25 protein-coding genes are annotated in these 24,651 nt (G+C 75.0%); 19 read left to right on the top strand and 6 right to left on the bottom strand.

The window, feature by feature from the left end:
- Window positions 1–17: 17 nt before the first annotated feature.
- The 4 genes from ACIPAE_RS39240 to bla all read left to right on the top strand — a co-directional run bounded on the left by ACIPAE_RS39240 (window position 18) and on the right by bla (window position 4,266).
- Window positions 18–1,094, top strand: coding sequence for a YihY/virulence factor BrkB family protein (locus ACIPAE_RS39240; RefSeq protein ID WP_402452169.1), 1,077 nt, complete (start codon window positions 18–20; stop codon window positions 1,092–1,094).
- Between the two features lie 335 nt (window positions 1,095–1,429).
- The gene (locus ACIPAE_RS39235) at window positions 1,430–1,846 is read left to right on the top strand and encodes an SAV_915 family protein (RefSeq protein WP_402452166.1); all 417 of its coding nucleotides are present in this window, start codon (window positions 1,430–1,432) and stop codon (window positions 1,844–1,846) included.
- Between the two features lie 11 nt (window positions 1,847–1,857).
- The gene (lysA, locus tag ACIPAE_RS39230; RefSeq protein WP_329372291.1) at window positions 1,858–3,237 is read left to right on the top strand and encodes a diaminopimelate decarboxylase; all 1,380 of its coding nucleotides are present in this window, start codon (window positions 1,858–1,860) and stop codon (window positions 3,235–3,237) included.
- 63 nt (window positions 3,238–3,300) lie between these two features.
- Window positions 3,301–4,266: a class A beta-lactamase gene (gene bla, locus ACIPAE_RS39225; protein WP_402452163.1), complete on the top strand. Its 966-nt coding sequence runs from the start codon at window positions 3,301–3,303 to the stop codon at window positions 4,264–4,266.
- Between the two features lie 367 nt (window positions 4,267–4,633).
- Here bla and ACIPAE_RS39220 read toward each other — a convergent pair whose 3' ends face one another.
- Complete coding sequence (locus ACIPAE_RS39220) at window positions 4,634–5,617, bottom strand: LLM class flavin-dependent oxidoreductase (protein WP_402452160.1); 984 nt, start codon at window positions 5,615–5,617, stop codon at window positions 4,634–4,636.
- A 624-nt stretch (window positions 5,618–6,241) separates the two neighbouring features.
- On the opposite strand from ACIPAE_RS39220, the gene ACIPAE_RS39215 reads away from it, so the two are divergent.
- On the top strand, window positions 6,242–7,039 hold the full coding sequence (locus tag ACIPAE_RS39215) for a transglycosylase SLT domain-containing protein (RefSeq protein WP_329372284.1): 798 nt from the start codon (window positions 6,242–6,244) through the stop codon (window positions 7,037–7,039).
- Between the two features lie 113 nt (window positions 7,040–7,152).
- Here the strand turns inward: ACIPAE_RS39215 and ACIPAE_RS39210 are convergent, their stop codons facing one another.
- The 3 genes from ACIPAE_RS39210 to ACIPAE_RS39200 all read right to left on the bottom strand — a co-directional run bounded on the left by ACIPAE_RS39210 (window position 7,153) and on the right by ACIPAE_RS39200 (window position 8,592).
- On the bottom strand, window positions 7,153–7,686 hold the full coding sequence (locus tag ACIPAE_RS39210; RefSeq protein WP_402452157.1) for a DUF3761 domain-containing protein: 534 nt from the start codon (window positions 7,684–7,686) through the stop codon (window positions 7,153–7,155).
- A gap of 117 nt (window positions 7,687–7,803) precedes the next feature.
- A complete protein-coding gene (locus ACIPAE_RS39205; RefSeq protein WP_402452154.1) occupies window positions 7,804–8,250 on the bottom strand; it encodes a GNAT family N-acetyltransferase in 447 nt (148 codons plus the stop codon).
- 156 nt (window positions 8,251–8,406) lie between these two features.
- A complete protein-coding gene (locus ACIPAE_RS39200) occupies window positions 8,407–8,592 on the bottom strand; it encodes a CsbD family protein (RefSeq protein WP_402452151.1) in 186 nt (61 codons plus the stop codon).
- Window positions 8,593–8,735: 143 nt separating this feature from the next.
- On the opposite strand from ACIPAE_RS39200, the gene ACIPAE_RS39195 reads away from it, so the two are divergent.
- A complete protein-coding gene (locus ACIPAE_RS39195; RefSeq protein ID WP_366414248.1) occupies window positions 8,736–9,017 on the top strand; it encodes a glutaredoxin domain-containing protein in 282 nt (93 codons plus the stop codon).
- 39 nt (window positions 9,018–9,056) lie between these two features.
- Here ACIPAE_RS39195 and ACIPAE_RS39190 read toward each other — a convergent pair whose 3' ends face one another.
- Window positions 9,057–9,956 (bottom strand): universal stress protein, encoded by a 900-nt coding sequence (locus ACIPAE_RS39190; RefSeq protein WP_402452149.1) that lies wholly within the window; start codon window positions 9,954–9,956, stop codon window positions 9,057–9,059.
- A 100-nt stretch (window positions 9,957–10,056) separates the two neighbouring features.
- Window positions 10,057–10,740 (bottom strand): pyridoxamine 5'-phosphate oxidase family protein, encoded by a 684-nt coding sequence (locus tag ACIPAE_RS39185; RefSeq protein WP_329372276.1) that lies wholly within the window; start codon window positions 10,738–10,740, stop codon window positions 10,057–10,059.
- 377 nt (window positions 10,741–11,117) lie between these two features.
- On the opposite strand from ACIPAE_RS39185, the gene ACIPAE_RS39180 reads away from it, so the two are divergent.
- The 13 genes from ACIPAE_RS39180 (at window position 11,118) to hypF (ending at window position 24,584) form a co-directional block, all read left to right on the top strand.
- A complete protein-coding gene (locus ACIPAE_RS39180) occupies window positions 11,118–12,155 on the top strand; it encodes an MDR family NADP-dependent oxidoreductase (protein WP_402452146.1) in 1,038 nt (345 codons plus the stop codon).
- 303 nt (window positions 12,156–12,458) lie between these two features.
- Window positions 12,459–12,830, top strand: a complete 372-nt coding sequence (locus ACIPAE_RS39175) for a MerR family transcriptional regulator (protein WP_366414255.1) — start codon at window positions 12,459–12,461, stop codon at window positions 12,828–12,830.
- A gap of 665 nt (window positions 12,831–13,495) precedes the next feature.
- Window positions 13,496–14,581, top strand: coding sequence for a hydrogenase expression protein HypE (locus tag ACIPAE_RS39170; RefSeq protein ID WP_328460758.1), 1,086 nt, complete (start codon window positions 13,496–13,498; stop codon window positions 14,579–14,581).
- Window positions 14,582–14,714: 133 nt separating this feature from the next.
- Window positions 14,715–16,502 (top strand): nickel-dependent hydrogenase large subunit, encoded by a 1,788-nt coding sequence (locus tag ACIPAE_RS39165; RefSeq protein WP_328460760.1) that lies wholly within the window; start codon window positions 14,715–14,717, stop codon window positions 16,500–16,502.
- Window positions 16,499–17,047 carry a hypothetical protein gene (locus ACIPAE_RS39160; protein ID WP_329372272.1) on the top strand — a complete coding sequence of 183 codons (549 nt, stop codon included), beginning with the start codon at window positions 16,499–16,501 and terminating at the stop codon, window positions 17,045–17,047. Before ACIPAE_RS39165 ends, ACIPAE_RS39160 begins: the two co-directional genes overlap by 4 nt.
- Window positions 17,048–17,112: 65 nt before the next feature.
- Entirely contained in the window at window positions 17,113–17,850 is a 738-nt protein-coding gene (locus ACIPAE_RS39155) for a DUF5947 family protein (RefSeq protein ID WP_402452185.1), read from the top strand.
- Entirely contained in the window at window positions 17,847–18,572 is a 726-nt protein-coding gene (locus ACIPAE_RS39150; RefSeq protein WP_329372271.1) for a DUF6084 family protein, read from the top strand. Before ACIPAE_RS39155 ends, ACIPAE_RS39150 begins: the two co-directional genes overlap by 4 nt.
- Complete coding sequence (locus tag ACIPAE_RS39145) at window positions 18,569–20,074, top strand: hypothetical protein (protein ID WP_402452142.1); 1,506 nt, start codon at window positions 18,569–18,571, stop codon at window positions 20,072–20,074. Before ACIPAE_RS39150 ends, ACIPAE_RS39145 begins: the two co-directional genes overlap by 4 nt.
- Window positions 20,071–20,706 carry a hydrogenase maturation protease gene (locus tag ACIPAE_RS39140; RefSeq protein ID WP_402452139.1) on the top strand — a complete coding sequence of 212 codons (636 nt, stop codon included), beginning with the start codon at window positions 20,071–20,073 and terminating at the stop codon, window positions 20,704–20,706. The genes ACIPAE_RS39145 and ACIPAE_RS39140 overlap by 4 nt, the downstream gene beginning before the upstream one ends.
- Complete coding sequence (locus ACIPAE_RS39135) at window positions 20,700–20,804, top strand: DUF6893 family small protein (protein ID WP_402452137.1); 105 nt, start codon at window positions 20,700–20,702, stop codon at window positions 20,802–20,804. The genes ACIPAE_RS39140 and ACIPAE_RS39135 overlap by 7 nt, the downstream gene beginning before the upstream one ends.
- Window positions 20,805–20,994: 190 nt before the next feature.
- The gene (locus tag ACIPAE_RS39130) at window positions 20,995–21,396 is read left to right on the top strand and encodes a hydrogenase maturation nickel metallochaperone HypA (RefSeq protein ID WP_329372266.1); all 402 of its coding nucleotides are present in this window, start codon (window positions 20,995–20,997) and stop codon (window positions 21,394–21,396) included.
- A 3-nt stretch (window positions 21,397–21,399) separates the two neighbouring features.
- Complete coding sequence (hypB, locus tag ACIPAE_RS39125) at window positions 21,400–22,224, top strand: hydrogenase nickel incorporation protein HypB (RefSeq protein WP_402452134.1); 825 nt, start codon at window positions 21,400–21,402, stop codon at window positions 22,222–22,224.
- Window positions 22,224–24,584 carry a carbamoyltransferase HypF gene (hypF, locus tag ACIPAE_RS39120; protein ID WP_402452131.1) on the top strand — a complete coding sequence of 787 codons (2,361 nt, stop codon included), beginning with the start codon at window positions 22,224–22,226 and terminating at the stop codon, window positions 24,582–24,584. Before hypB ends, hypF begins: the two co-directional genes overlap by 1 nt.
- The last annotated feature ends 67 nt before the right edge of the window (window positions 24,585–24,651 follow it).

The following is a 24,651-nucleotide window of genomic DNA, read 5'->3' as shown; positions in this document are numbered from 1 at the left end:
AAGGCAGCGCACGTTTCATGACCTCGTCGTGGGGGGACCGGCCCGGCTTGGACGCCGAGCCGGCGGAAGTCGCTCAAGTCGCGGAAGCCGCAGAAGCCGCTGACGCCGCGGAAGTCGTTCACGTCGCGGAAACCGCCGAACCGGGCCGGTGGGCGGCTCTGTGGGAACGGGCGACCCTGTCCGGGCGGACCGGCCTGGACGTCCGGAGCCGGCGGGAGGCGCTGGGCCGGGTGCTGGGCGAGCTGCGGGAGGACAACCTCGGCGACCGCGCCGCCGCGATGACCTACTACGCGGTGCTGTCCCTCGTGCCGGCGCTGCTGGTGTTCATCGCCGTGCTCGGCGAGATCGGCCCCTCCGCGACGGACCTCCTCATCCGCGACGTCCACCACCTCGCCCCCGGCCCCGCCCGCGACCTGCTCACCCACGCGCTCACCCACCTCCAGCGGCAGCACGTCGCCGCGGGCACCGTGGGACTGCTCACCATGCTGTGGTCGGCGTCCGGCTACACCGCCGCGTTCATCCGCGCGATGAACGCCGTCTACGACGTTCCCGAGGGCCGCCCGCTGACGTTCCTCCTCCCGCTGCGGCTCGGCCTCACCGTGCTGGTGCTGGTGCTGATGGCGGTGTTCGCCGCGCTGGCCGTCCTCAGCGGCAGGCTGGCCGGCCGCGTCGGCACCGACCTCGGCGCGGGCCACACCACCACGGCGGTGTGGCAGTGGGGCAAGTGGCCCCTGGCGCTGGCCCTGCTCAGCCTGCTCTTCGCGCTGCTGTACTGGGCGGCGCCCAACGCCCGGCAGCGCTTCCGCTGGGGCACCCTGGGCGGCCTCGTCGCGGTCGTGGTGTGGGTGGTCGCCTCGGTCGGCTTCGAGCTGTACGCCGCCCACTTCGCCTCCTACGACCGCGTCTACGGCAGCCTGGGGGCCGTCATCACCTTCCTGGTCTGGCTGTGGCTGTCCAACCTCGCGATCCTGCTGGGCGCCGAGATCAACGCCGAACTCGACCGGCAGCGCGCCATCGCGGACGGCCACCCCGCCGGCCAGGAGCCGTACATGCCGCTGCGCAGCGCCCACAAGCTCCACAGCGACGCGCTCTGACGGCGCCGCGGCGGGCGGTTCCGGACCGGGTCCGCGACATGGCGACGGCTGCCCCGCGGGGCGGGGCCGATGGCACCCGGCGCCGCCCGCGACCGTAGGCGTCGAAGCCGCGCCCGGACCGGATGAGGAGGGGGCCGACCCCGGCCCGAGCCCGCGGGGACGTGGTTGCGCGTCCGATCCGCGGGGGGTCCGTCAGCGTCGCGTCAGGGGCGCGGCCCGCGGCGTCAAGTCCGCGTCAGCGGGCGGGGGTCCGCCGGGTCGGCGGGCATAGCGTCGACGAGGCGTCCACGGCACGTCGCCCGGACGCGATCGACGCACTGCACCTGGAGGCAACTGTGGCCGCGACCTTGCACCCGGAGGACCCCGAGCCCTGCGAACCCTTCCCGGCCGGACCTCTCTTCGTCCCCGTCCGGCCGGGACCCGCCGGCTGCACCGCGCGGTTCTTCCGGACCCCGCTGGGCACCCGCACCGCGGTCGGCTTCACCTCCCCGGAGCGGCTGTCGGCCGCGCTGGGCGCCGGGCAGAGCTGGATCAGGCTCTCCGCGCCGGCGCTGCGGGCGCTCGCCGAACCGCTGGGCGTCGCGGCCCTGACCGTCGACCCGCGGTTCTCGGCGCCGGCCCCGGCGGCCCATGCCCCGGCCGCGACACCCACGCCCACGCCTGCTCCCGCGCCTGCTCCCACGCCTGTCCCCGCGCCCTCGGCGCGCGACTGGGACCCGCGGCACCTCGGTGCCCTGCGGGCGATCGGCTGAGGGGGCGCCGCATGCACGCCTCTCCCCCGGCCACCCTGTCCGCGGCGCCCGCCGGCGCCCCGGCGCCCGCGGTGTGGCCCGCCTCCACCCGCCTCTCCGCCACCAGCGGCGAAGGCACCGGCGACGAAGGCAGCGGCGACCGTGACATCACGGTCGGCGGGGTCTCCCTCGTCGAGGCCGCCGACCGGTTCGGCACCCCGCTCTACGTCCTCGACGAGGCCGAGGTCCGCGACCGCTGCCGCGCCTACCGCGCGGCCTTCCCCGACGCCGACATCCTCTACGCGGCGAAGGCGTTCCTGTGCCGCGCCGTCGCCCGGTGGGTGACGGAGGAGGGCCTGGGACTCGACGTCTGCTCGGCCGGCGAACTCGGCCTGGCCTTCGCCGCGGGCGTCCCCGCCGAGCGGATCGTGCTGCACGGCAACGCCAAGAGCCCGGAGGACCTGCACACCGCCGTCCGCCTCGGCGTCGGGCTGATCGTCCTCGACGGCATGTCCGAGATCGCCCGGCTGGCCGCCATCGTCCCGCCCACCGACCGGCAGCAGGTCATGGTGCGGGTCGCGCCGGGCGTCCAGGCCGGCGGCCACCCCGCGGTCCGCACCGGCACCGACGACCAGAAGTTCGGCCTGTCGATCACCGACGGCTCCGCGCAGCACGCCGTCGAACGGATCATCGGCCAACCGCGCCTCGAACTCGTCGGCCTGCACTGCCACATCGGCTCGCAGATCCCCGCGGCCGGCCCGTACGTCGCCGCGGTCCGCCGGATGGTCGGGCTGATGGCGCGGATACACCGGCGGCACGGCCTGGCGCTGGGCCGGCTGGACATCGGCGGCGGCCACGCCATCGCCTACCGCCCCGGCGAGCAGCCGCTCGACCCGCGCGCCCTGGCCGACCGGGTCCGTGCCGAACTCGCGGCCGGCTGCGCTCGGGCGGGGCTGCCCGTCCCCCGCCTCACCCTGGAACCCGGGCGCGCCATCGTCGGCCCGGCCGGGGTGGCCGTCTACCGGGTGCTGTCGGTCAAACGGACCCCGGGCCGCACCTTCGTGGCCGTCGACGGCGGCATGGGCGACAACCCCCGGCCGGCGCTGTACGGGGTGCGGTACGCGCCCCGGCTCGTCGGGCGCCGCTCCACCGCGGCGCCGGCCCCGGCCACGGTGGTGGGCCGGCACTGCGAGGCGGGCGACATCCTCGCCGACCGGGTGCCGCTGCCCGGCGACGTCCGCCCGGGCGACCTCGTCGCGGTGCCCGCCGCCGGCGCCTACCACCTCTCCATGGCGTCGGACTACAACCTGGTCGGCCGCCCGCCGGTGATCGCGGTCAGGGACGGCGCGGCGCGGGTGCTCGTACGCCGGGAGTCGCTGGCCGACATGAGCCTGCGGGACGTCGGGCTGTGACACGGGGGCGCGGGGGCCGTGACGTCTTTGACCCGGCCCCCGCGCCCGACCACAGTGGTGGCCATGCGCGACACGGATCACCGGACCTGGCGGGCGGCGGGCGTGCTCGCCGCGGTCGCCGCGCTCCTCGCGGGGTGCGGCGGCGGAAGCGGCGACGGCACCCCGCGGGCGGCACACGCGGCTCCCTCGGGCGCCGCGACCTCCTCGGCGACCCCCTCCGCGGGCGATACGCAGGACGCCGGAGCACGCCGGTCGTTCGCGGAGCTGGAACGGCGCTTCCACGCCCACCTCGGCCTGTACGCACTCGACACCGGGTCGGGCCGCAGCGTCGCGTACCAGGCGGACCGGCGGTTCGCGCACTGCTCGACGATCAAGGTGCTCGCCGCCGGGACGCTGCTGAAGCGGGCCGGCGACGCCGAACTCGACCGCGTGGTCACGTACCCGTCGTCGGCCCTGGTGCCGTACTCGCCGATCACGTCGAAGCACGCCGGGCAGGGCAAGGGCATGACGCTGCGGGCGATCATGGCGGCCGCGCTGCGGTACAGCGACAACACCGCGGAGAACCTGATGCTCGACCGGCTGGGCGGCCCCGCCGGGCTGCAGGAGGCGGTACGCGCCATGGGGGACGCGGTCACCCACGTCGACCGGCCCGAGCCGGCGCTCAACGACGCCGTGCCCGGGGACACCCGCGACACCAGCACCGCCCGCGCGCTCGGCACGGACCTGCGGTCCCTGCTGCTCGGCGGCGCGCTGCCGACCGGCCGCCGCGCGCTGCTCACCGACCTGATGGTGCGCAACACCACCGGTGGCCCGTACGTGCGGGCCGGGGCGCCGTCGGGGTGGAAGGTCGCCGACAAGACGGGCAGCGGGGACTACGGCACCCGCAACGACATCGCGGTCCTCTGGCCCCCGCACGGCGCGCCCGTCGTCATCAGCGTGCTGACCGACCGCGGCACCCCCGACGCCGAGTCCGCCGACCCGCTGATCGCGAACGCCACCACCGCCGCCCTCACCGCGCTGGGGCGCTAGGCGTGTTCTTGGAAGTCCCTCCCCCCCTTCGGCGGGGGAAGTGCCCCCATCCCGTGGCGGCTGGCACGCACGCTCGTTTCGTTGCCGGGCTGGTCCGAGTAGGCCCACGACGAGGACAACCCTCCGCCTTGCGATCTGGGTGCACCTCCCCCGCCGAAGGAAGGGGGGAGCACCAGACACCACGGGCCCTGCCCTTCGGGCGGACGGCGCTCCTTCCACAACACGGCCCGGACCCACGTCCGGCTCCCCCGCCGCTTTCGGCGTGGGAGCACCCTGGCCGCGAGCGACGGGGATCGGACGTTCGGGACGGCCCGGCCGACACGGGCGGCGTCGGCGCCCTGGCTGCGTGGGAGTGGGCGGACGGGGGTCAGTCGAGGGCTGCCACGGCCGGTGCCAGCTCCTCCAGTGCCGCGACGCCGTCCGTGAACTCCCCGCCGGGCTGGAGCATGAGCACCACGTGGTCCGCGCCGGCGGCGAGGTGGCGGCGGGCGGTGGCCGCGATCGCGTAGGGGTCGCCGTGGCCGACGAGCGCGTCGACCAGCTCGTCGTCCGGCTCCCGGTCGCCGGGTACCGCGAGGCCGATCTGGGCGGCGATCGCCGCGAAGGAGGGCCGGGCGAGCAGGGCGGCCGCCATCTCCCGGGCCCCCGTCCGCGCCCGCTCCCGGTCCTGGTCCGGCACCACGGTCATGCCGACGACCAGCAGCTTGTCCGGGCCGAGCAGCTCCCGGGTGTACGCCGTGTACTGCGGGGGCACCCCGGCCGGCAACGCCCCGTCGGACGCCTCGCCGGCCAGTGCCAGCATCTTCGGCCCGTTCGCGCCGACGATCCGGAGGTAGTCCGCGGCGGGCGCGGGCGGCTGGGTCGGGCCGTCCATCCGGTCGAGGTAGTCACGCATCGTGGCCAGCGGGCTGCCGAAGGCGCGGCCGGCGGCCTCCGCCTGCTGCGGGTAGCCGCCCCCGACACCGAGCACGAACCGCCCCGGGTACGCCTCGGCCAGTTGGGACGCGGCCGCGTGCAGGGTCTGCGGCGACCGGGCCCAGATGTTCGCGATGCTCGTGCCGATCACCAGCTGCCGGGTGGCGGCCAGCAGCATCGACGCCTGGACCAGGGCGTCCTTGCCGCCGACCACCTCGTTGGTCCACGCGGTGCGGTATCCGGCCTGCTCCAGCCGCCCGGCGCCCGCGCGCTGGACGTCGATGGGCGGCAGGCCGGTGAACGACACCGGGAGCACCACGCCGACCGGTCCGAGCGCCGCGCGCACCCCGGCGACCAGGCCGGCGCGCCCGCCCGCCCCCGCGGTCTCCCCCTCGGTCCCGGCGCGCTCCGTGCTCTCGGTGCTCTCGTCGCCCATGGTGATCCTTCCTCGCTGTCCCGGCGGCGGCCTCGCCGGCCGACGCTTCCCACCCTGGAGAGAGCACACGCCCCGTGTCCAATGATCGTTTCGCAACGCGTGTCGCGGTCCGCGCAACGCCCCAGGCCACCGGGCCCGGCGTCGGCGAAACCGGAAGAACGGCCCACTTCGGCCGGGGAGCAGGGGAGCCGGGGAGCCCGGGAGCCGGCCCGCGCGCCCTCGGTGCCGCCGGGAGCCCGGCCTCCGAGGCCGCCCCCACCCACCCGCCTGGTGACGGTGGCGCTTCGGGGGCCGAGCCCCTGTCACGGCGGCGCGGAACCCCGTTTCTCCGGGTAATGGGCGAGCGCCGGAAAAGGGGCCGGAATTCTCCACGGTGCGCGCATATCCGGGTACTTCCCGTGATTGCTGGGTGCCCCCTGTGTGATCCCCTCGGTATGGCCCAGGTCACAAACTAAGCGCGGTAGTACCCGACCCGGCCGCGCGACGGCGCAGTCATGCGGATACGCGCGATCGCCTTTTCCCCACCGAACCCACCTACGGAATTGTCCGTAGGTGGGGCCTTTGACCGTTGAATCCGGGACCTCTAACAATTCACTGGTCCCCAACGGAAGAGGTAAACCCGCAATGCAGTTCTCCACGGTCACCAAGAAGCTCCCCGGCGTCTCCTCGTTCAACCGGCTGTCGAAGAAGCACAAGATCACTGCTGCCGGCACCACTGCCGCAGCCGCGGTCCTGCTCGCAGTCGTGGGCGTGGAAGCGACCGCCGGGGCTGGAGCGGCGACCGCGGCGAGCGACGCCACCACCGGGTTCAGCGTCTCCGCCGGTCAGCCGGTGAAGCAGATCAGCGCCCAGTCCAGCCTCGCCCCGCAGAAGGCCGTACCGGCCGCCGCGCAGCAGAAGGTCAACCTGGTCCCGGTCGCCGACAAGAGCGCGACCGACACCGCGCAGAAGGCCGCAGCCGCCAAGGCCGCAGCCGTGAAGAAGGCAGCCGCCGAGAAGGCGGCCGCGCAGAAGGCCGCAGCGAAGAAGGCCGCCGAGAAGAAGGCTGCCGCCGCGAAGAAGGCCGCCGCCGCGAAGGCGAAGCCTGCCGCGAAGACCTACGCCAACAACCTGGACGGCTGGATTCGCCAGTCGCTGGACATCATGCACAAGAAGGGCATCCCCGGCACGTACGAGGGCATCCACCGCAACGTCATGCGCGAGTCGAGCGGTAACCCGAAGGCGATCAACCTGTGGGACATCAACGCCCGCAACGGCATCCCCTCGAAGGGCCTGCTGCAGGTGATCAACCCGACCTTCAACGCCTACCACGTGTCCGGCACGTCCTGGAACATCTACAACCCGGTCGCCAACATCACCGCGGCCTGCAACTACGCGGCCGACAAGTACGGCTCCATGGACAACGTGAACTCCGCGTACTGACGATGACGCGCTGACGCCGGCATCACGCTCGCTCCACGCACGCACGCTCCGAAGGGCGGCGGACCCCACCGGGTCCGCCGCCCTTCGGAGCTGCCCGGGCGCCGGGCCTCGGGCTACTTGTAGAAGACGGCCACCCCGCCGTGGTGGGAGCAGGTCCCCTGGTGGTGCTGGGAGTAGGAGTAGGTGCCGTCGTTGCACTTCGCGGTCGCCCCGCCACCGGGCGCGACGGGCGCCTCCGTGCGATGGGTGCCGCCGCTGCCGCCCGAGCCGGAACCCGAACCCGAACCCGACGACGCGGTGTGGTGGACGGTGGGCGCGGGCCGGTGGGTGGTGGTGACCGGCGCCGGGCGGTGCGTGGCCGTACGCGTGGGCGTGGGCGGTGTCGCGGTCGGTGTCGCGGTCGGCGCGTCCGACGCGGTGGCGGCCGGGGTCGAGGTGGCGGACCCCGGCGAGTCGGCGAGGGGCGCGGCGGAGACGGTCGTGGTGGGCGGCGCCGGGGTCCCCGCCCCGGTGGCGGCGGGGCCGCAGGCCGACGCGAGCAGGCCGGTGGCGATGACCGCTCCAGCCGCGGCGGCACGTATGCCGGCGGTTCTGCCGGCGCGTCTGCCGCCGCGGGCGGTGCGGGTGGTGCGGGTGCGGGTGCTCATGTTCGTCCCCCTGATGCGGTTACGGAGGGATGAGCGTTCCAGTCCGCTTCGCCGGGCATCGGCCGAGTGACGCAGTTGTGACGTTACGTACGAGTAGCTCCCGCGGGCGGGCCGCGGTCACAGCTCTCGCTTGAACCCGTGGTGGCTGCGGACGAACCCGAGCGACTCGTAGAAACGGTGGGCGTCGGCGCGCCGCGCGTGGCTGGTCAGCTGGACGAGGCCGCAGCCGCGGGCGCGGGCCCGCTCGATCGCCCAGGTCAGCAGTTCACGGCCGAGCCCGGCGCCCCGCAGGTCGGCGCGGATGCGTACCGCCTCGATCAGCGCGCGCTCCTGGCCGCCCCGGGTCAGTCCGGGGATGTAGGTGAGCTGGAGGCAGCCGAGCACCGCCCCGTCGTCCCCTTCGAGCACCGCGATCTCGTTGCGGTCGTCGCTCTCGATCGCCGCGAAGGCCACCTCGTGGGCGTCGGAGACCTCGACGCCGCCCGGGTCCACGACGCCCTCCTCCCCCATCAGAAGAGCCAGCAGGTCAGGGAGGTCGCGCGCGGTCGCGGTACGGAAAGCCATGGCCCTGAGCATGCCAGCCGCGTACCCGATCCGAGCAGCGATTTTCCGCACCGCACCCCGCCGACGAGTCCCGTGCGGCACACGTACACACGTACACACGCCCGCGCCCCCGCTCCCTGGCGTGGGAGCGGGGGCGCCGCGGTGGGACGGGCAGGCTCAGTCCTTGCCGATGTGCTTCACCGCGTCCTTGAGCTTCTCGCCCGCCTGTCGCACGTCGCCCTTGGCCTGGTCGCCCCGGCCCTGGGCTTCGAGTTCGTCGTCGCCGACCGCCTGCCCGACGGATTCCTTGACCTTGCCCTTGACCTGGTCGGACTTCGCCTTGGCCTTGCTGCTGTCACTCATGGATCACTCCTTCGTCGTCGCAGGTCGCGTGCCCGGATTACGTGCCGGTATGCGCGGCGGCGGCCGGCGGACCCGTCAGCGGGGACCGCTTCAGGTTGGCAGAGACGGCCCCCCGCACCGAGCGGTGCCTCTAGGCTTCCGGCATGGCCGAGTATCCCGATGACGGCGTTGTCGTCTACCACCAGCCCGCCTGCGTCTTCTGCCTCAAACTGCTGACGCAACTGCGCTTCACCCGGCTGCGGTACCGGACGGTGAACATCTGGCGCGACCCGGACGCGGCCGCGTTCGTACGGCTGGTCGCCGACGGCAACGAGACGGTGCCGACGGTGACGGTCGCCGGGCACGCCATGGTGAACCCGTCACGCAAGCAGATACTCGAGGCCGTCGCCGAGCACGCGCCGCATCTGCTGGCCAAAGGGCGCTGACCCGCGCCGCGGGCCCCCGTCGTCCTTCCCGGCCCGCGCTCACTCGTGCGGGACCACCGCGACCGGGACCACGGCGTGGTGCAGCACCGAGTGGGACGTCGAGCCGAGGTGGGCCGACAGCCGGGTGCCGCGCGGGCGGCGGCCGATGACCAGCAGGGCGGCGTCCGCGGAGGCGCTGAGCAGGTGGCGGTCGGCGGCGCCGACGATGGTCTCGCCGATGACGTGGACGCGTGGGTACTTCTCGCGCCACGGCGCCAGCGCGTCGGCGAGCGCCCCGGTCTCGTGGGCCTGGAGGGCGGCGCGGGCGTCGGGGTCGGAGTTCGCGGCGCCGAGGCCGTACGGCAGGGGCGCGTTCCAGCCGTGCACGACGCGGAGGGTGGCGGAGCGGTGCGCGGCGGCGTCGAAGGCGAACTCCAGGACGTGGTCGCTGGGCCGGGCCAGGTCCAGGCCGAGCACGACGTCGCCGCCGCCGTCACCCGACCCGGAAACCTCGGACCCCTCGCCCGCTCCGGATGCCCCGCCCGCCCCCTCGGCCCTGACCAGCACCACCGGGACCGGCGCCTGCCCGACGACGGTGAGGGGGACCGAGCCGAGCAGGAACCCGGCGGTGGCGCTCACCGCGCGCGAGCCCAGCACCAGCAGTGCCGCCTCGTCGGCGGCGGCGAACAGCACCGGCAGCGCCTGCCCGACCACCTGCTCGACGCTGATCTCGGCGGCGGGATGGGCGCGCCGCAGGTCGGCGGCGGCGGTGTAGGGCGACCAGTCCTCGTTCACCGGAGCCGAGTGCGGGTCGGCGGGGGCGACCAGGCCGGGCGGCGGGGCGGCGGCGTTCACCAGCCGCAGCGGCACCCGCCGCCGTACGGCCTCGCGGGCCGCCCAGTGCGCGGCGGCCAGACTCTCGGGGGAGCCGTCGACTCCGACGGCGACCGTACGGCGCATCGTGTCCGCCTCCTTCAGCGCGGCCTGCTCTCCCTTCGCCTACCCGGCGCGGCGAGGGACATGGGTGCGCGGCGGCTCGGGCGCGCCGGAGGCCGGCGGGTCACGGCGTGCCGATCCGCCGTCCGCTGACGTGGTCCGGGCGTATCCGCACCCACAGCGGCAGGTGGTCGCCGGCCCACGAATCCGCGGGGTGGCGCTCGTCGAGGCGGTGCGCCACGACCGGGTCGTCGATGTGCTCGGCGATACCGGTGACCAGGACGCTCCAGCCCTGGCTGACGTGGTCGTCCACCCGGTCCACCTCGAAGGAGACGGCGGCGCCCGCGGCGGGGGCCGCCGCGCTGCCGGGCTCCGTGCGGTAGACGATCGACCGGGTGTCGGCCGGCTGCGCGTCGATCGCGTAGTTGACCGGGAAGACGCCCGGGCTCGGCTCGACCGGCAGCGCGATCCGGCCCACACCACGGCTGCCGAGCCGGTCCCAGCACTCGAGCTCGGTGAGGTGGAGCAGGGCGGGGTGCGCGGCCGGTTCGCCCTGCCCGGGCGGCCCGCCGGTGCGCCCTTCGAGCAGGTCGTCGTAGGACAGGTGGAGCGCGCCCGCGATCCGGACGAAGCCGCCCGGATCGAAGTCCACCCCGGCGCTCAGCAGGTGCTGGAGGTAGCGCGGCGCCATGCCCGCCTGCGTCGCCAGGGCGCCCTCGCTCAGCCCCAGTTGGAGCCGGCGCTCGGCCACACGGCGGGCGAGGACCCGCGGATCGGGCTGTGTCACGGGATCGGCGTTGTCATACATGCCAGGTCCTCCCTCCGGCCGGGACGGGCGCGCGGCAGGAGGGAGGACCGCACCCGCGGCTCTTGCCCGGACCTGCCACGCCGGCGCCAGGGCTCACTACCAGCCTGGACCACTTGTCCGGCTTGCGCCATACGGGGGAATCCGCGCGGCTTGACCTTGACGTGCGGGTCAGGGGTTAGCGTTCCGGCGCGCTCGCGGATTCGTGCGGTCACCTCGACGCACGCGGCGTACCGGCACAGCGACGCACGGCGGCCCCAGACGGCCCCCAGGCGACCCTGGGCGGCCCCACCGGGCGCGCCGACGGACCGGCAAGCACGACAAGGCACGAACGAAGCACGAACGAAACACGGACGATGCACGACGGAGAGGAACAGGCGATGGCGACGGCAGCAGGCGGCGGTGCGCGCGAGGTGCGGTTGGCGGAGGTGCCGAACGGGCTGCCCGAGGCGCGGCACTTCACGGTGGCGGAGGGGCCGGTGCCGCGGCCGGGGCCGGGCGAGGTACTGGTGCGCAACCGCCACTTCGTGGTCTTCGCCGCACTGCGCACCCTGATGGGCGGCGCGGTCCAGGACACGCCGATGCCGCCGCTGCGGGCCGGGGACACGCTCTTCGGCCCGGCGGTCGCGGAGGTGGTGGCCGCGCCGGACGGCAGCGCGCTGCGGCCGGGCACCCCGGTGCTGCACATGCTCGGCTGGCGCGAGTACGCCGTGCTGCCCGCGGACCAGTGCGTACGGCTGGACCAGGACGGCGCGCTGCCCGAGCCGGTCCAGTACCTCAACCAGGGCGCCACCGCCTACGGGGCGCTGACCCGGCTCGGCGAGGTGCGCGCGGGCGACACCGTGCTGGTCACCGGGGCGGCGGGGGCGGTGGGCACCCTGGCCGGGCAGATCGCGCGGCAACTGGGTGCCGGGCGGGTGATCGGCACCACCGGCTCGGCGGAGAAGGCCGAGCGGCTGGTCGCCGAGCTGGGCTACGACGCGGCGGTGCTGCGCGGCGCCGGCCCCGGGTCCTTCGCGCGGCGGCTGGCTGAGGCGGCGCCGGACGGGGTGGACGTCCTGCTCGACAACGTGGGCGGGGAGCAGCTCACGGCGGCCGTGGACGTCGCCCGCAAGGGGGCGCGGTTCGCGCTGGTCGGGGCCCTGTCGGGGCAGCTGGACGCGGACGGCGACGGCGGTGCCGCACCCGCCGTCATCGACAGCTACCGGCTGATCCTGCGAGGCGTGTCGGTGCGCGGCTACGCCGGCATGGAGCACCTGGACGTGGCCCCGGAGTGGACCGCCCGCTTCGGCGCGTGGCTGCGCTCGGGCGGCATCGACTTCCCGCACACCCGGATCGCGGGCATCGAACGGGCCCCTCAGGCGTTGGAGGACTTGGTACGCGGCCGGCATTTCGGCACGGTGGTCGTGGACGTCTGAGGCAGGGCTGGGGCAGGGCCGGGGCCGGCCGCGGTGGGCGGCTCCCCGGCGGACAGGAGGTCACGCATGCGCACCGGGCGGATTCCCGCGCTCTCGTACGCGGGCGGCGCGGAAACGGCGGTCGAGCCGCGGTCCGGGGCCGCCGGGCGGACCGGCGGCTCCGCGCCGCCGCCGGGGCTCGCGGACCCGCGCCGCCGCGCCCGGACCGGGAGCGCGGTCGCCGTCGAGACCGCCGCGCACCCGGTCCCCGCCCAGGGCGGCCCGGCCGGCGTCGACGGCCCGCGGCCCGGCGAGCCCGCGCTGCTGCGGATCGGGGACGCGGCGGCCGCCGCCGGCACCACACCGCGGGCGCTGCGCTTCTACGAGCAGCGCGGCCTGCTGCCCGCTCCGGGCCGTACGGCGTCGGGTCAGCGGCAGTACGGGCCCGGCGACGTCGCCCGGGTGCGGCTGATCCGCGACCTGCTGGCGGCGGGCTTCACGGTGGCGGACCTGCGCGGGCTGGCGCCCCGGCTGCACCAGCTGGTGGACCGGCCCGCGCCGCGCTGCGTCCCGGAGCCGGGCGGCGTGGTCGCCCGCAGGCTCGCGGCGCTCGACGCGGAGATCGACCGCCTCACGCAACTGCGCGAACGGCTGACCCTGCGGCTCGCCGGGCAGCCCTCGGGCGCCGACGCCTGACGCCCCTCCGTCCGAGCCGAGCGGCTCCCTCCGACGCCGCGCCCCACCCCTGAGCCGCGCGGCTCCCACACCCAACCCGCACCACGCCACACCCGCAGGACGCCGCACGGACCCGCCGTCGCGAAAGCCACACACTTTCCACGCGCGCTCGCCCGCCCGCGCCCATACGACCCACCCCTGAGCCGGGCAGCACCCGTACCCGACCCGCACCACGCCACACCCGCAGGGCACCGCACGGACCCGCCGTCGCGCGAGCCCGCGCGCGGCCGCGCCTCGTACCCGCACCCGCACGCGCACACGCCGCGTCCCGTACGCCTTCCGTGGCCCGCCGGGGACCCCAACTCCGCGGCCGGCCGCGGCCATACACCGTCATGCCCGCCAAGTGGTCCTGTTCGCGGGTCCGCTTTCGTGTGACAGCGCGGCGGCGGCGGACGGGCTCCGCGTGCGGTCGGGCGGAGGATCTCGGGTGAGCGGGTGACGCGTCCGGCACGCCGTGCCGAGTCGCGCTCCGAGGAGGACCGGTGCGCACCCTGCCACCGGCCGCCGACGGGTTTCCGGGGCGCCACCGTAATGGCTGCGCCTGATCGCCCGCGGCCCTCCGGCACACCGCAGGGTGGTGTCTGACATGCGATGTTCCGTCCGTACCTCCCGCAGGAGGAAATCCCATGAGCGCACCGTCGCCGGCCCCGGCCGGCACCTCGCAGGACAGTGACCCGGCCGGCGACGAGTCACCGATCCACATCCTCTGGATCAACGCGGGGCTCAGCTGCGACGGCGACTCGGTCTCGCTGACCGCCGCCACCCAGCCGAGCATCGAGGAGATCGCCCTCAGCGTGCTGCCGGGCCTGCCCAAGATCCAGGTGCACTGGCCGCTGATCGACTTCGAGTGCGGCCCGGTCGGCGGCGCCGACACCTTCATCGAGTGGTTCTTCAAGGGCGAGCGCGGCGAGATCGACCCGTTCGTGCTGGTCGTCGAGGGCTCGATCCCGAACGAGTCGATCAAGGCCGAGGGCTACTGGAGCGGCTTCGGCGACGACCCGGAGACCGGCCAGCCCATCACCACCAGCGAGTGGATCGACCGGCTCGCCCCGAAGGCCCTGGCCGTGGTGGCGATCGGCACCTGCGCCACCTACGGCGGCATCCACGCCATGGCCGGCAACCCGACCGGCGCGATGGGCGTGCCGGACTACCTGGGCTGGGACTGGAAGTCGCACGCGGGCATCCCGATCGTGTGCGTGCCCGGCTGCCCGATCCAGCCGGACAACTTCTCCGAGACGCTGGTGTACCTGCTGCACCAGGCGGCCGGCTCGGCCCCGATGATCCCGCTGGACGACCAGCTGCGGCCCGCCTGGCTCTTCGGCGCGACCGTGCACGAGGGCTGCGACCGGGCCGGCTACTACGAGCAGGGGCAGTTCGCCGCGACGTACGACTCCCCCAAGTGCCTGGTGAAGCTGGGCTGCTGGGGTCCGGTGGTGAAGTGCAACGTGCCCAAGCGCGGCTGGATCAACGGCGTCGGCGGCTGCCCGAACGTCGGCGGCATCTGCATCGCCTGCACGATGCCCGGCTTCCCGGACAAGTTCATGCCCTTCATGGACGAGCCGCCCGGCGGCAAGGTCTCCAGCACGCTCAGCGGCGTGTACGGCTCGGTGATCCGCAGGCTGCGTTCGGTGACCCTGCACACCGTGGACCAGGAGCCCAAGTGGCGGCACCCCGAGGCGGAGTTGACCACGGGCTACCGCCCGCCGTGGTGACCGGCGCCCGGCCCGCGGCGGCCGGTGGCCGGCCGCCGCGCACCCCCGGCTCCGGCTCCGGCAGCTCACCCAGCTCCCCCAGTTCCCCCGACTCCCCCGAACGACTCGCACGACGAAGGGCACGGCAGAGACGATGAGTTCACCGACGACGAAGGCGGCCGGCGACGGCAGCGGTCTGGTGGAGATGGCCTGGGACCCGATCACCCGGATCGTGGGCAGCCTGGGCATCCACACGAAGATCGACTTCAAGCAGAAGAAGGTCGCCGAGTGCTACAGCACCTCGTCGGTCTTCCGCGGCTACAGCGTCTTCATGCGCGGCAAGGACCCGCGCGACGCGCACTTCATCACCAGCCGGATCTGCGGGATCTGCGGCGACAACCACGCGACCTGCTCGGTGTACGCGCAGAACATGGCGTACGGCGTGAAGCCCCCGCACCTGGCCGAGTGGATCATCAACCTCGGCGAGTCCGCGGAGTACATGTTCGACCACAACATCTTCCAGGAGAACCTGGTCGGGGTCGACTACTGCGAGCGGATGGTCCGCGAGACCAACCCGGGCGTGCTGGAGCTGGCCGAGCGCACCGAGGCGCCGCACGCCGGCGAGCACGGCTACAAGACGATCGCGGACATCATGCGCTCGCTCAACCCGATCGAGGGCGAGTTCTACCGCGAGGCGCTCCAGGTCAGCCGCTACACGCGGGAGATGTTCTGCCTGATGGAGGGGCGCCATGTGCACCCCTCCACCCTCTACCCGGGCGGTGTCGGCACCGTCGCGTCGGTGCAGCTGTTCACCGACTACCTCAGCCGCCTGATGCGCTACGTCGAGTTCATGAAGCGCGTGGTGCCGCTCCACGACGACCTGTTCGACTTCTTCTACGAGGCGCTGCCCGGCTACGAGGAGGTCGGCCGGCGCCGGGTGCTGCTCGGCTGCTGGGGCGCGCTCAACGACCCCGAGTACTGCGACTTCACCTACCGCAACATGACCGACTGGGGCCGGCGGATGTTCGTCACCCCGGGCGTGATCGTGGACGGCAAGCTGGTCACCAACGACCTCACCGAGATCAACCTCGGCATCCGCATCCTGCTGGGCAGTTCGTACTACGAGGACTGGGCGGGCAAGGAGCAGTTCGTCACGCACGACCCGCTCGGCAACCCCGTCGACCCGCGGCACCCGTGGAACCAGCACACCATCCCGCAGCCGCAGAAGCGCAACTTCGACGACAAGTACAGCTGGGTGATGTCGCCGCGCTGGTTCGACGGCAAGGAACACCTGGCGCTGGACACCGGCGGCGGCCCGATCGCCCGGCTGTGGTCCACCGCGCTGTCCGGCCTGGTCGACATCGGCTACGTGCAGGCGACCGGCCACAGCGTGAAGATCAACCTGCCGCGGACCATGACGAAGCCGGAGACGAGCTTCGAGTGGAAGATCCCGAAGTGGTCCAACGCGCTGGAGCGCAACCGCGCCCGCACCTACTTCCAGGCGTACGCCGCCGCGGTCGCGCTGCACTTCGCGGAGAAGGGCCTGGCCGAGGTGCGGGCCGGGCGCAGCCAGACCTGGGAGAAGTTCGAGGTGCCGGACGAGGGTCTGGGCTGCGGCTTCACCGAGGCGGTGCGCGGTGTGCTGTCGCACCACATGGTGATCCGCGACGGCAAGATCGCCAACTACCACCCGTACCCGCCGACCCCGTGGAACGCCAGCACCCGCGACACGTACGGCACGCCGGGGCCGTACGAGGACGCGGTGCAGAACACGCCGATCTTCGAGGAGAACTCCCCGGAGAACTTCAAGGGCATCGACATCATGCGGGCGGTGCGCAGCTTCGACCCGTGCCTGCCGTGCGGGGTGCACATGTACGTCGGCGGCGGCAAGACCGTCGAGCAGATGCATGTGCCGACCGGGCTGAGCGGGATGGGCGGATGACCGCGGCGGTGGCGCCGCCCGACGCCGAGCTGGCCGGGCGGCGGGTCGAGGAGGTGCTCGACAAGCTGGCCGCGTCCGGCGACCGGGCGGCGTGCGCGGCGGCCGAGGAGCTGGTCCGGGCGCTGATGGACTTCTACGGCGCCGGGCTCGCCCGGGTGCTGGCGCTGCTCGGGCAGACCGAGCCGAAGGCGCTGGAGCGGCTGCTGCGCGACGAGCCGGTGTCGGCGATGCTCGTGCTGCACGACCTGCATCCGGAGCCGCTGGAGGAGCGGATCGCCCGCGCGCTGGCGGGGGTGCCGGGCAAGCCGGTGGAGCTGGTCGGCTTCGACGCGGCGACCGGGGTGCTGCGGGTGCGGGCCGCCGAGTCCGGCGGCTGCGGGTGCGGCGGTGGCGACGACGGCGGTGACGCGCTGCGTACGTCGGTCGAGGACGCGCTGGCGTGCTTCACCAGCGAGGTCCGCGCGGTGGAGGTCGAGTCGCCGGACGCGGCCGAGCCGGTGCTGCTCCAGATCACCCGGCGGCCGCAAGCGGCGGGGGCGTCGTGAGCGCACCGACCGGCCAGGGCCCGGGCACGGGTCCCGGCCTCGGCTCCGGCGCCGGCTCCGGCCCCCTGCTGACCGGGCTGCGGCGGTTCGCCGCGGCGGCCCGGGCCGAGCGGGAGCGGCCGGAGCGGTGCGAGCTGTGCGGGGTGGACGTGGCACCGGGCGCCCACCGGCACCTGGTCGACACCGAGAAGCGGGCGCTGGCCTGCGCGTGCGTGGCGTGCGCGCTGCTCTTCGACAGCCGGGGCGCGGCCGGCGGCCGGTTCCGGGCCGTACCCGACCGGTACCTCGCCGACCCCGGGCACGTGTGGGACGACGGCGTGTGGGAGCGGCTGCAGATCCCGGTCGGGGTGGCGTTCTTCTTCCGGAACGCCGCGCTGGATCGGCTGGTGGCGCAGTACCCGAGCCCGGCCGGCGCGACCGAGAGCGAGCTGGACCCGGACACCTGGCAGGACGTGCTGGCCGGCAGCCGGCTGGCGCAGGTGCTCGAACCCGACGTGGAGGCGCTGCTGGTGCGCCGGGCCGAGGGCAGGTACGCGTGCTTCCTGGTGCCGATCGACATCTGCTACGAGCTGGTCGGGCGGATGCGGCTGCGCTGGCAGGGCTTCGACGGGGGCGCGGAGGCGCGCGCGGACCTGGAGCGGTTCTTCGCCGAGGTCGCCCGCCGGGCCAGGCCGGTGCCCGCGGAGGGACGGCCCGAACCGGAGGACGCGCCGGGGGCGGGGACCGTACCGGGGTCCGGGGCGGTTCGGGGGTCCGGCCCGGTTCCGGGGGCCGGGGCGGCGGCCGGGGGCGGGCGGCCGTGACGGAGTTCTCGTTCTCGTGCGAGGCGGTGCGCGCCGACCCTTACGCCGCCGGGCCCACCCTGGTCTACCGGCTGCGGCTGACCGCGACGCCGGGCGTGCGGGTGCACGCGATGGCGCTGCGCTGCCAGATCCGGATCGAACCCGCCCGCCGCGGCTACGCGGACGCGGAGGCGGAGGGCCTGGCCGACCTGTTCGGCGAGCGGTCCCGGTGGGGCGGCAGCATGCTGCCGGTGCAGTTCGCGCAGGTCTCGCTGATGGTGCCCGGCTTCACCGGCGAGACGGAGGTCGACCTGCCGGTGCCGTGCACGTACGACCTGGACATCGCGGCGACGCGGTACTTCAACGCCCTTCAGGAGGGCGAGGTGCCGCTGCTGATGCTCTTCTCCGGCACCGCGTTCACCGGGCCAGGCGGCTACCAGGTGGAGCCGGTGCCGTGGGACCGGGAGGCGCCCTTCCGGATGCCGGTCGCGGTGTGGCGGGCGATGGTCGAGCAGCACTTCCCCGGCTGCGGCTGGCTGCGGCTGCCCCGCGACACGATGGACGCGCTGCTCGCCTACCGCTCCGAGCGGGCGCTGCCGTCCTGGGACGCGACGGTACGGGCGCTGCTCGCCGCCGACCGGCCAGCCGAGGGGGCCCGCCCGGACCTGCCCCGCCCCTCCGCGTTCGCCCCGTTCACCCCGGCCGAGCCGGCTCCGCCCTCCCCCGACAGGACCGCCACGTGACCGTCTCCGCTCCCCCGGCCGACTTCGACAGCCGCTTCGCCGCGGCCCGCAAGGTCGCCGACGCCGTGCTCTTCGAGGGCTACGTCCTGTACCCGTACCGCGCGTCGGCGGCGAAGAACCGGCTGCGCTGGCAGTTCGGCGTCCTGGTGCCGCCCGCCTGGGGCGCCGACAGCGGCGAGCACGCCTTCCAGCGCACCCAGTGCCTGATGGAACCCCGGGCGGAGGCGGCGCTGCTGGTGGAACTGCGGTTCCTGCACGCGCAGCGCCGGGTGGTCCAGGAACTCCGCGTCGACGGGTCGTATGCGACGGTCCCCCGACTCGACCTGCCCGACCGGGTGTTGACGCCCTGGGACGAAGGCGTGGAGGAGCGCGTCCAGTTCAGCGTGCCGGTGAGCGAACTCGGCGCTGAGAAGCGGGAGTTCGCCTTCTCCCGTCCGGCGCGTGAGGAGACCGAGGACGTCCGCGACCAGGCCGGGCGGCACGTCGGGCTGCTGCTGCGCCGCCGCGAAGAGGTGCGCGGGGTGGTCCGGTTGGCCGCGGAGGACCTGCCCGGGCCGTACGCGGTCCGGCGGCTGACCGCGGTGGTGGAGAACACCGGCGGCTGGGCGCCCGGGCCGCAGGGCGCGGACCGGGAGGAGGCGCTGCCGCACGCGCTGGTCTCCGCGCACCTGGTGCTCGGCCTGAGCGCGGGGTCGTTCCTGTCGATGGCCGACCCGCCGGAGTGGGCGAAGGAGGCCACCGCGCAGTGCGCGAACCTGCGCACCTGGCCGGTGCTGGCCGGCGCCGACGGGCGCCGGGACGTGGTGCTGTCCGCCCCGATCATCCTGGAGGACCACCCGGCCATCGCCCCCGAGAGCCCCGGCGCGCTCTACGACGCGCTGGAGATCGACGAGATCCTGGCGTTGCGCACCTCGGCCCTGACCGAGCAGGAGAAGCGGGAGGCGCGCGGCACGGACGCGCGCGCCGCCGAGGTGATCGACCTCGCCGACACGATGCCGCCGGAGGTGCTGGAGCGGCTGCACGGCGCGGTGCGGTCGCTGCGGGAGATCACCGGCCCGCCCGCCCCCTCCGGGCCCGCCACGCCCTCCGGCGCTTCCTCCGCCCTGGCGTCCGACCTGGCGTCCGACCTGCCCTCCGACCTGCCCTCCGACCTGGACATCTCGCCGGACTCGCTGGACGCCCTGATGGACCCGGGCAAGCCCTGGTGGGACCCGGAGAGCGACCGCAGCGTGGACCCGGCCACCGACCGCGTGGTGATCGACGGCAAGGACGTGGGCGCGGGCAGCCGGGTGCGGCTGCGCCCGGGGCTGCGCCGCTCCGACGCCCAGGACCTCTTCCTGCTCGGCTGCGACGCCCACGTGGAGGCGGTGCTGCACGACGTCGACGGCGGCGTGCACCTGGCCGTCACCGTCGAGGGCGACCCGGGCGCCGACATCCGGCGCGAGCAGGGCCGGTTCCTGTACTTCCAGCCCGACGAGGTCACCCCGCTGGAGGACGCGTGAGCGGCGCCCGCACGTCCCGCACCCCCCGCACCCTGGTCGCCGGGGTCGGGAACATCTTCCTCGGCGACGACGGCTTCGGCGTGGAGACGGTACGCCGGCTGACCGCCGAGGGGCCGCTGCCCGACCACGTGGAGGCCGTCGACGTCGGCGTGCGCGGGGTCCACCTGGCGTACCAACTCCTCGACGGATACGACACGTTCGTGCTCGTGGACGCCACCGCCCGGGGCGGGGCGCCCGGCACCGTCTACCTGATCGAGGCGGGCCTTCCCGGCGGCGGCCCGGGCGCCGCCGGAACGGAGGCCGGGCCGGTGCCCCTCGACGGGCACCGCATGTCCCCCGACTCGGTGCTCGCCCTGCTGGGCACCCTGTGCGCGGGCACCGGAGGCGCCCCGCCCCGCCGCATCCTCGTCGTCGGCTGCGAGCCCGCGGACGTCGAGGAGGGCATCGGGCTCAGCCCTCCCGTCGAGGCGGCCGTACCCGAGGCCGTACGCCTGGTGCGCCGGCTGCTCGACGAGAGCGGCGCCGTACCGGGGCACGACGCGGCGCACCGGCCGCACCCCGCACCGCACGACCCACCGAGGGACCCGTCGCTCGACCAGGCCATCCAGGAGAGGAAGACATCACCATGTTGATGAAGATCACCCTTGCCGGCACCGCGGCCGCCTTCGGCGCACTGCTCGCGGTGAACCTGCCCGACATCCGCCGCTACCTGCGGATGCGCGCCATGTGAACCGCAGTTGACGGCGCTGTGGACCGAACGAGTCCTTGCGCGGCGGCCCGGCGGCGCGCCGATACCGCGCGGCCGGGCCGCCGCCGTGTAATGAAGCCGGCGGCGCACCCCACGACGTGCACCGCGCACCGTCATTCGTGAACCGCGACCGTGAACCGTGAACCGTGAACCGCCGGACGGGAAGAGGACGATGCACGAGATGTCCATCGCGCTGGCGGTCGTCGGCCAGGTGGAGGACGCCGCGCTCGCCGCCGGCGCCACCGCCGTCAGGACCGTACGGCTGCGGGTGGGCGAACTCGCGGGCGTCGTACCGGACTCGCTCCAGTTCTGCTTCGAACTCGCCTGTTCCGGCACGGTCCTGGAGGGCGCGCGGCTGGAGACCGAATCGGTGGCCGGCCGGGCCCGCTGCGCGCCGTGCGGGGACCAGTGGCCGGTCGGGATGCCGCCGGACCTGTGCTGCCCGGCCTGCGGCACGCCGGCCGCCGAACTGCTGGCCGGGCGCGAACTGCTGATCGCCGGGGTGCGGTGGGACGACCCGCCGGCACCCGCCGCCGCGGGCCGCGCACCCCGGCCCCACCTTGAGGAGCGCTGAACCATGTGCCGTGCGATCGACCTCCAGCAGGCGGTACTCGCCAAGAACGACGGCTGCGCGCAGCGGCTGCGGGCCGATCTCGCGCTGCGCGGCACCACCGTGGTCAACCTGCTGTCCAGCCCCGGCAGCGGCAAGACCGCGCTGCTGGAGGCGGAGTTGGCGCTGGCCCGGGAGCGCGCGCTGCCGGTCGCCGCGCTCACCGCGGACCTCGCGACGGAGAACGACGCGCGGCGGCTGGCCCGTTCGGGCGCCCCGGTCAAGCAGGTGCTCACCGACGGGCTGTGCCACCTGGAGGCGCGGATGCTCGGCGGCCACCTCGACGGCTGGCTGCCCGACGGCACCCGGCTGCTGTTCGTGGAGAACGTGGGCAACCTCGTCTGCCCGGCGTCCTACGACCTCGGGGAGACGCTGCGGGTGGTGCTCGCGTCCGTCACCGAGGGCGAGGACAAGCCGCTGAAGTACCCGACGGCGTTCGGGCTCGCGCATCTGGTGGTCGTCACCAAGACCGACATCGCCGGCGCGGTCGGCTTCGACGAGGCCGCGTTCCGGGCGAACGTCCAGCAGGTCAACCCGGGGGTCGAGGTGGTGCTGACCGCCGCCCGCACCGGCAGCGGCGTCGGCGCCCTGCTGGACCGCGCGCTGGCGGCGGCCGGCGGCGCCCCCGTGCACGCGCCGGTCATGGCGTCCCAGCCGCTGCCGGGCCACCACCACGCCGACGACGAGGCGGCGCAGCCGCACGCGCACGGCCACCCGCACGAACACGGCGACCCGCTCGGCTCGCTCGCGCCCGCCGCCGGCCGGCCGCAGCCCGCGGGCGGGCCCCGGTGATGACCGCCCCCACGGCCGACGGCACCGTGGCGGCGGCCGATCCGGTGGTGCGCCGCCGGGTCACGGTCCGCGGGGTGGTGCAGGGAGTCGGTTTCCGCCCCTTCGTCTACGCGCTGGCGGGCCGGCTGGGGCTGGCCGGCCACGTCACGAACACCGGCGAGGGCGTCGTCGCGGAGGTGGAGGGCCCGGCCGCGGACGTCGCGGCGTTCTGCGCGCGGGTCGCGGACGAGGCGCCGCCGCTGGCCGCGGTGGAGTCCGTCGAGCAGTGCGCCGTGGCGGTGACCGGCCGGCCCGGGTTCGCGATCACCGCGTCCCAGGACGGCGGCGCGACCCGCACCCTGGTCTCCCCGGACATCGCGACCTGCGCGGAGTGCCTGGCCGAACTGGCCGACCCCGCCGACCGCAGGTACCGCCACCCGTTCATCGTCTGCACCAACTGCGGGCCGCGCTTCACCGTGGTCACCGGGCTGCCGTACGACCGCGCGCACACCACGATGGCGGGTTTCCCGATGTGCGGGGCGTGCCGGGCGCAGTACACCGACCCGGCCGACCGGCGCTTCCACGCCCAGCCGGTGGCCTGCCACGACTGCGGGCCGCGGCTGCGGCTGATCCGCCGGACCGGCCGGTCGGGCGGGGCGGACCCGGTGGCCGAGGCCCGCGCGCTGCTGGCCGCCGGTGCGATCCTGGCCGTGAAGGGGCTGGGCGGCTACCACCTGGCGTGCGACGCGGCGAACCCGGGGGCGGTGGCGCTGCTGCGGTCCCGCAAGGCGCGCGGCCGCAAGCCGTTCGCGGTGATGGCCCGGGACCTGGCCGGCGTCGAACCGCTCGCGCACGTGGGGGCGTTGGAGGCCGAACTGCTCACCGGGCCGCTGCGGCCCGTGGTGTTGCTGCGGCGGCGGCCGGGCGTGCCGGTCTGCGACGACGTGGCGCCCGGCGGCCCCGACCTGGGCGTGATGCTCCCGTACACGCCGCTGCACCATCTGCTGCTCGGGCTGCCGGGCGATCCGCCGGGCCCCCGGCTGCTGGTGATGACGAGCGGCAACGTGTCCGGGGAGCCGATCGTCACCGGCGACGCCGAGGCGCGGGAGCGGCTGGCGGCGCTGGCCGACGCGTGGTTGACCCACGACCGGCCGATCCAGGTGCCGTGCGACGACTCGGTGGTGCGGGTCTGCGACGGGGAGCCGGTGGTGCTGCGGCGCTCGCGCGGGTACGCCCCGCTGCCGATCGCGCTGCCGGTGCCGGTGCGGCCCACGCTGGCCGTCGGCGGGGATCTGAAGAACGCGTTCTGCCTCGGCGAGGGCCGCAAGGCGTGGCTGTCGGCGCACGTCGGCGACATGGACGACCTCGCCACGCAGCGCGCTTTCGCCCGGGCGCAGGGACAGTTGGAGTCGATCACGTCGGTGCGGCCCGAACTGCTGGCCGCCGACCGGCATCCGCGCTACCGCTCCGGGCAGTGGGCCGAACGCGCCGCCGGAGCAAGGCCGTTGGTGCGCGTGCAGCACCACCACGCGCATGTCGCGGCCGCGATGGCCGAGCACCGCCTGGACGGCACCCGGCCGGTGATCGGGGTGGCCTTCGACGGGACCGGGTACGGCGACGACGGCGCGGTGTGGGGCGGGGAGGTGCTGCTCGCCGACTACGACGGCCACCGCCGCTTCGGGCGGCTCGGCTACGTCCCGCTGCCGGGCGGCGACGCGACGGTCCGGCGCCCGTACCGGATGGCGCTGGCGCACCTGCGGGCGGCCGGGCTGCCGTGGGACGCCGACCTGCCGTGCACGGCGGCCTGCCCTTCCGACGAACGGCGGCTGCTGGAGCGGCAGTTGGAGTTGGGGTTGAACTGCGTGCCGACGTCCAGCATGGGCCGGCTCTTCGACGCGGTGGCCTCGCTGGCCGGGGTGTGCCATCTGGCCGGCTACGAGGCGCAGGCCGCCGTCGAGTTGGAGGGCGCGGCCACGGGCGCGCCCCTGGCCGACGACGGGCCCGGGTACGCGTTCGCGCTGCGGCCGGAGAGCGATCCGGGCGCGGGCGCCGAACTGGTCGCGGACCCGGGGCCGTTGCTCGCCGCGGTCGTCGCCGACGTGCGCGCCGGCTGCTCGGCGGCGGTCGTCGCGGCCCGTTTCCACCGGGCGGTGGCGGTCCTGGTGGCCGCCTGGTGCGCGGCGGCCCGCGAGCGGCACGGCCTGACGACGGTCGCGCTGACCGGCGGGGTGTTCGCGAACGTGCTGCTGTCGTCGGCGTGTGCCGCGGCGCTGCGCGCGGACGGCTTCACCGTGCTGAGACACCATCAGGTGCCGCCCAACGACGGCGGGTTGGCGCTCGGCCAGCTGATGGTGGCCGCGCGGGCGGCGGCCTCCCCGTGACAGCCGCGGGCCGCCCTCGCCGTACGGCACCGCGGCCCCGGACCGCTCGAAGCACCGATCCCACCGA

The sequence above is a fragment of the Streptomyces sp. NPDC087270 genome, from assembly GCF_044744625.1.
Classification (GTDB): domain Bacteria; phylum Actinomycetota; class Actinomycetes; order Streptomycetales; family Streptomycetaceae; genus Actinacidiphila.
This window is presented reverse-complemented; position numbering and strand designations above follow the sequence as displayed.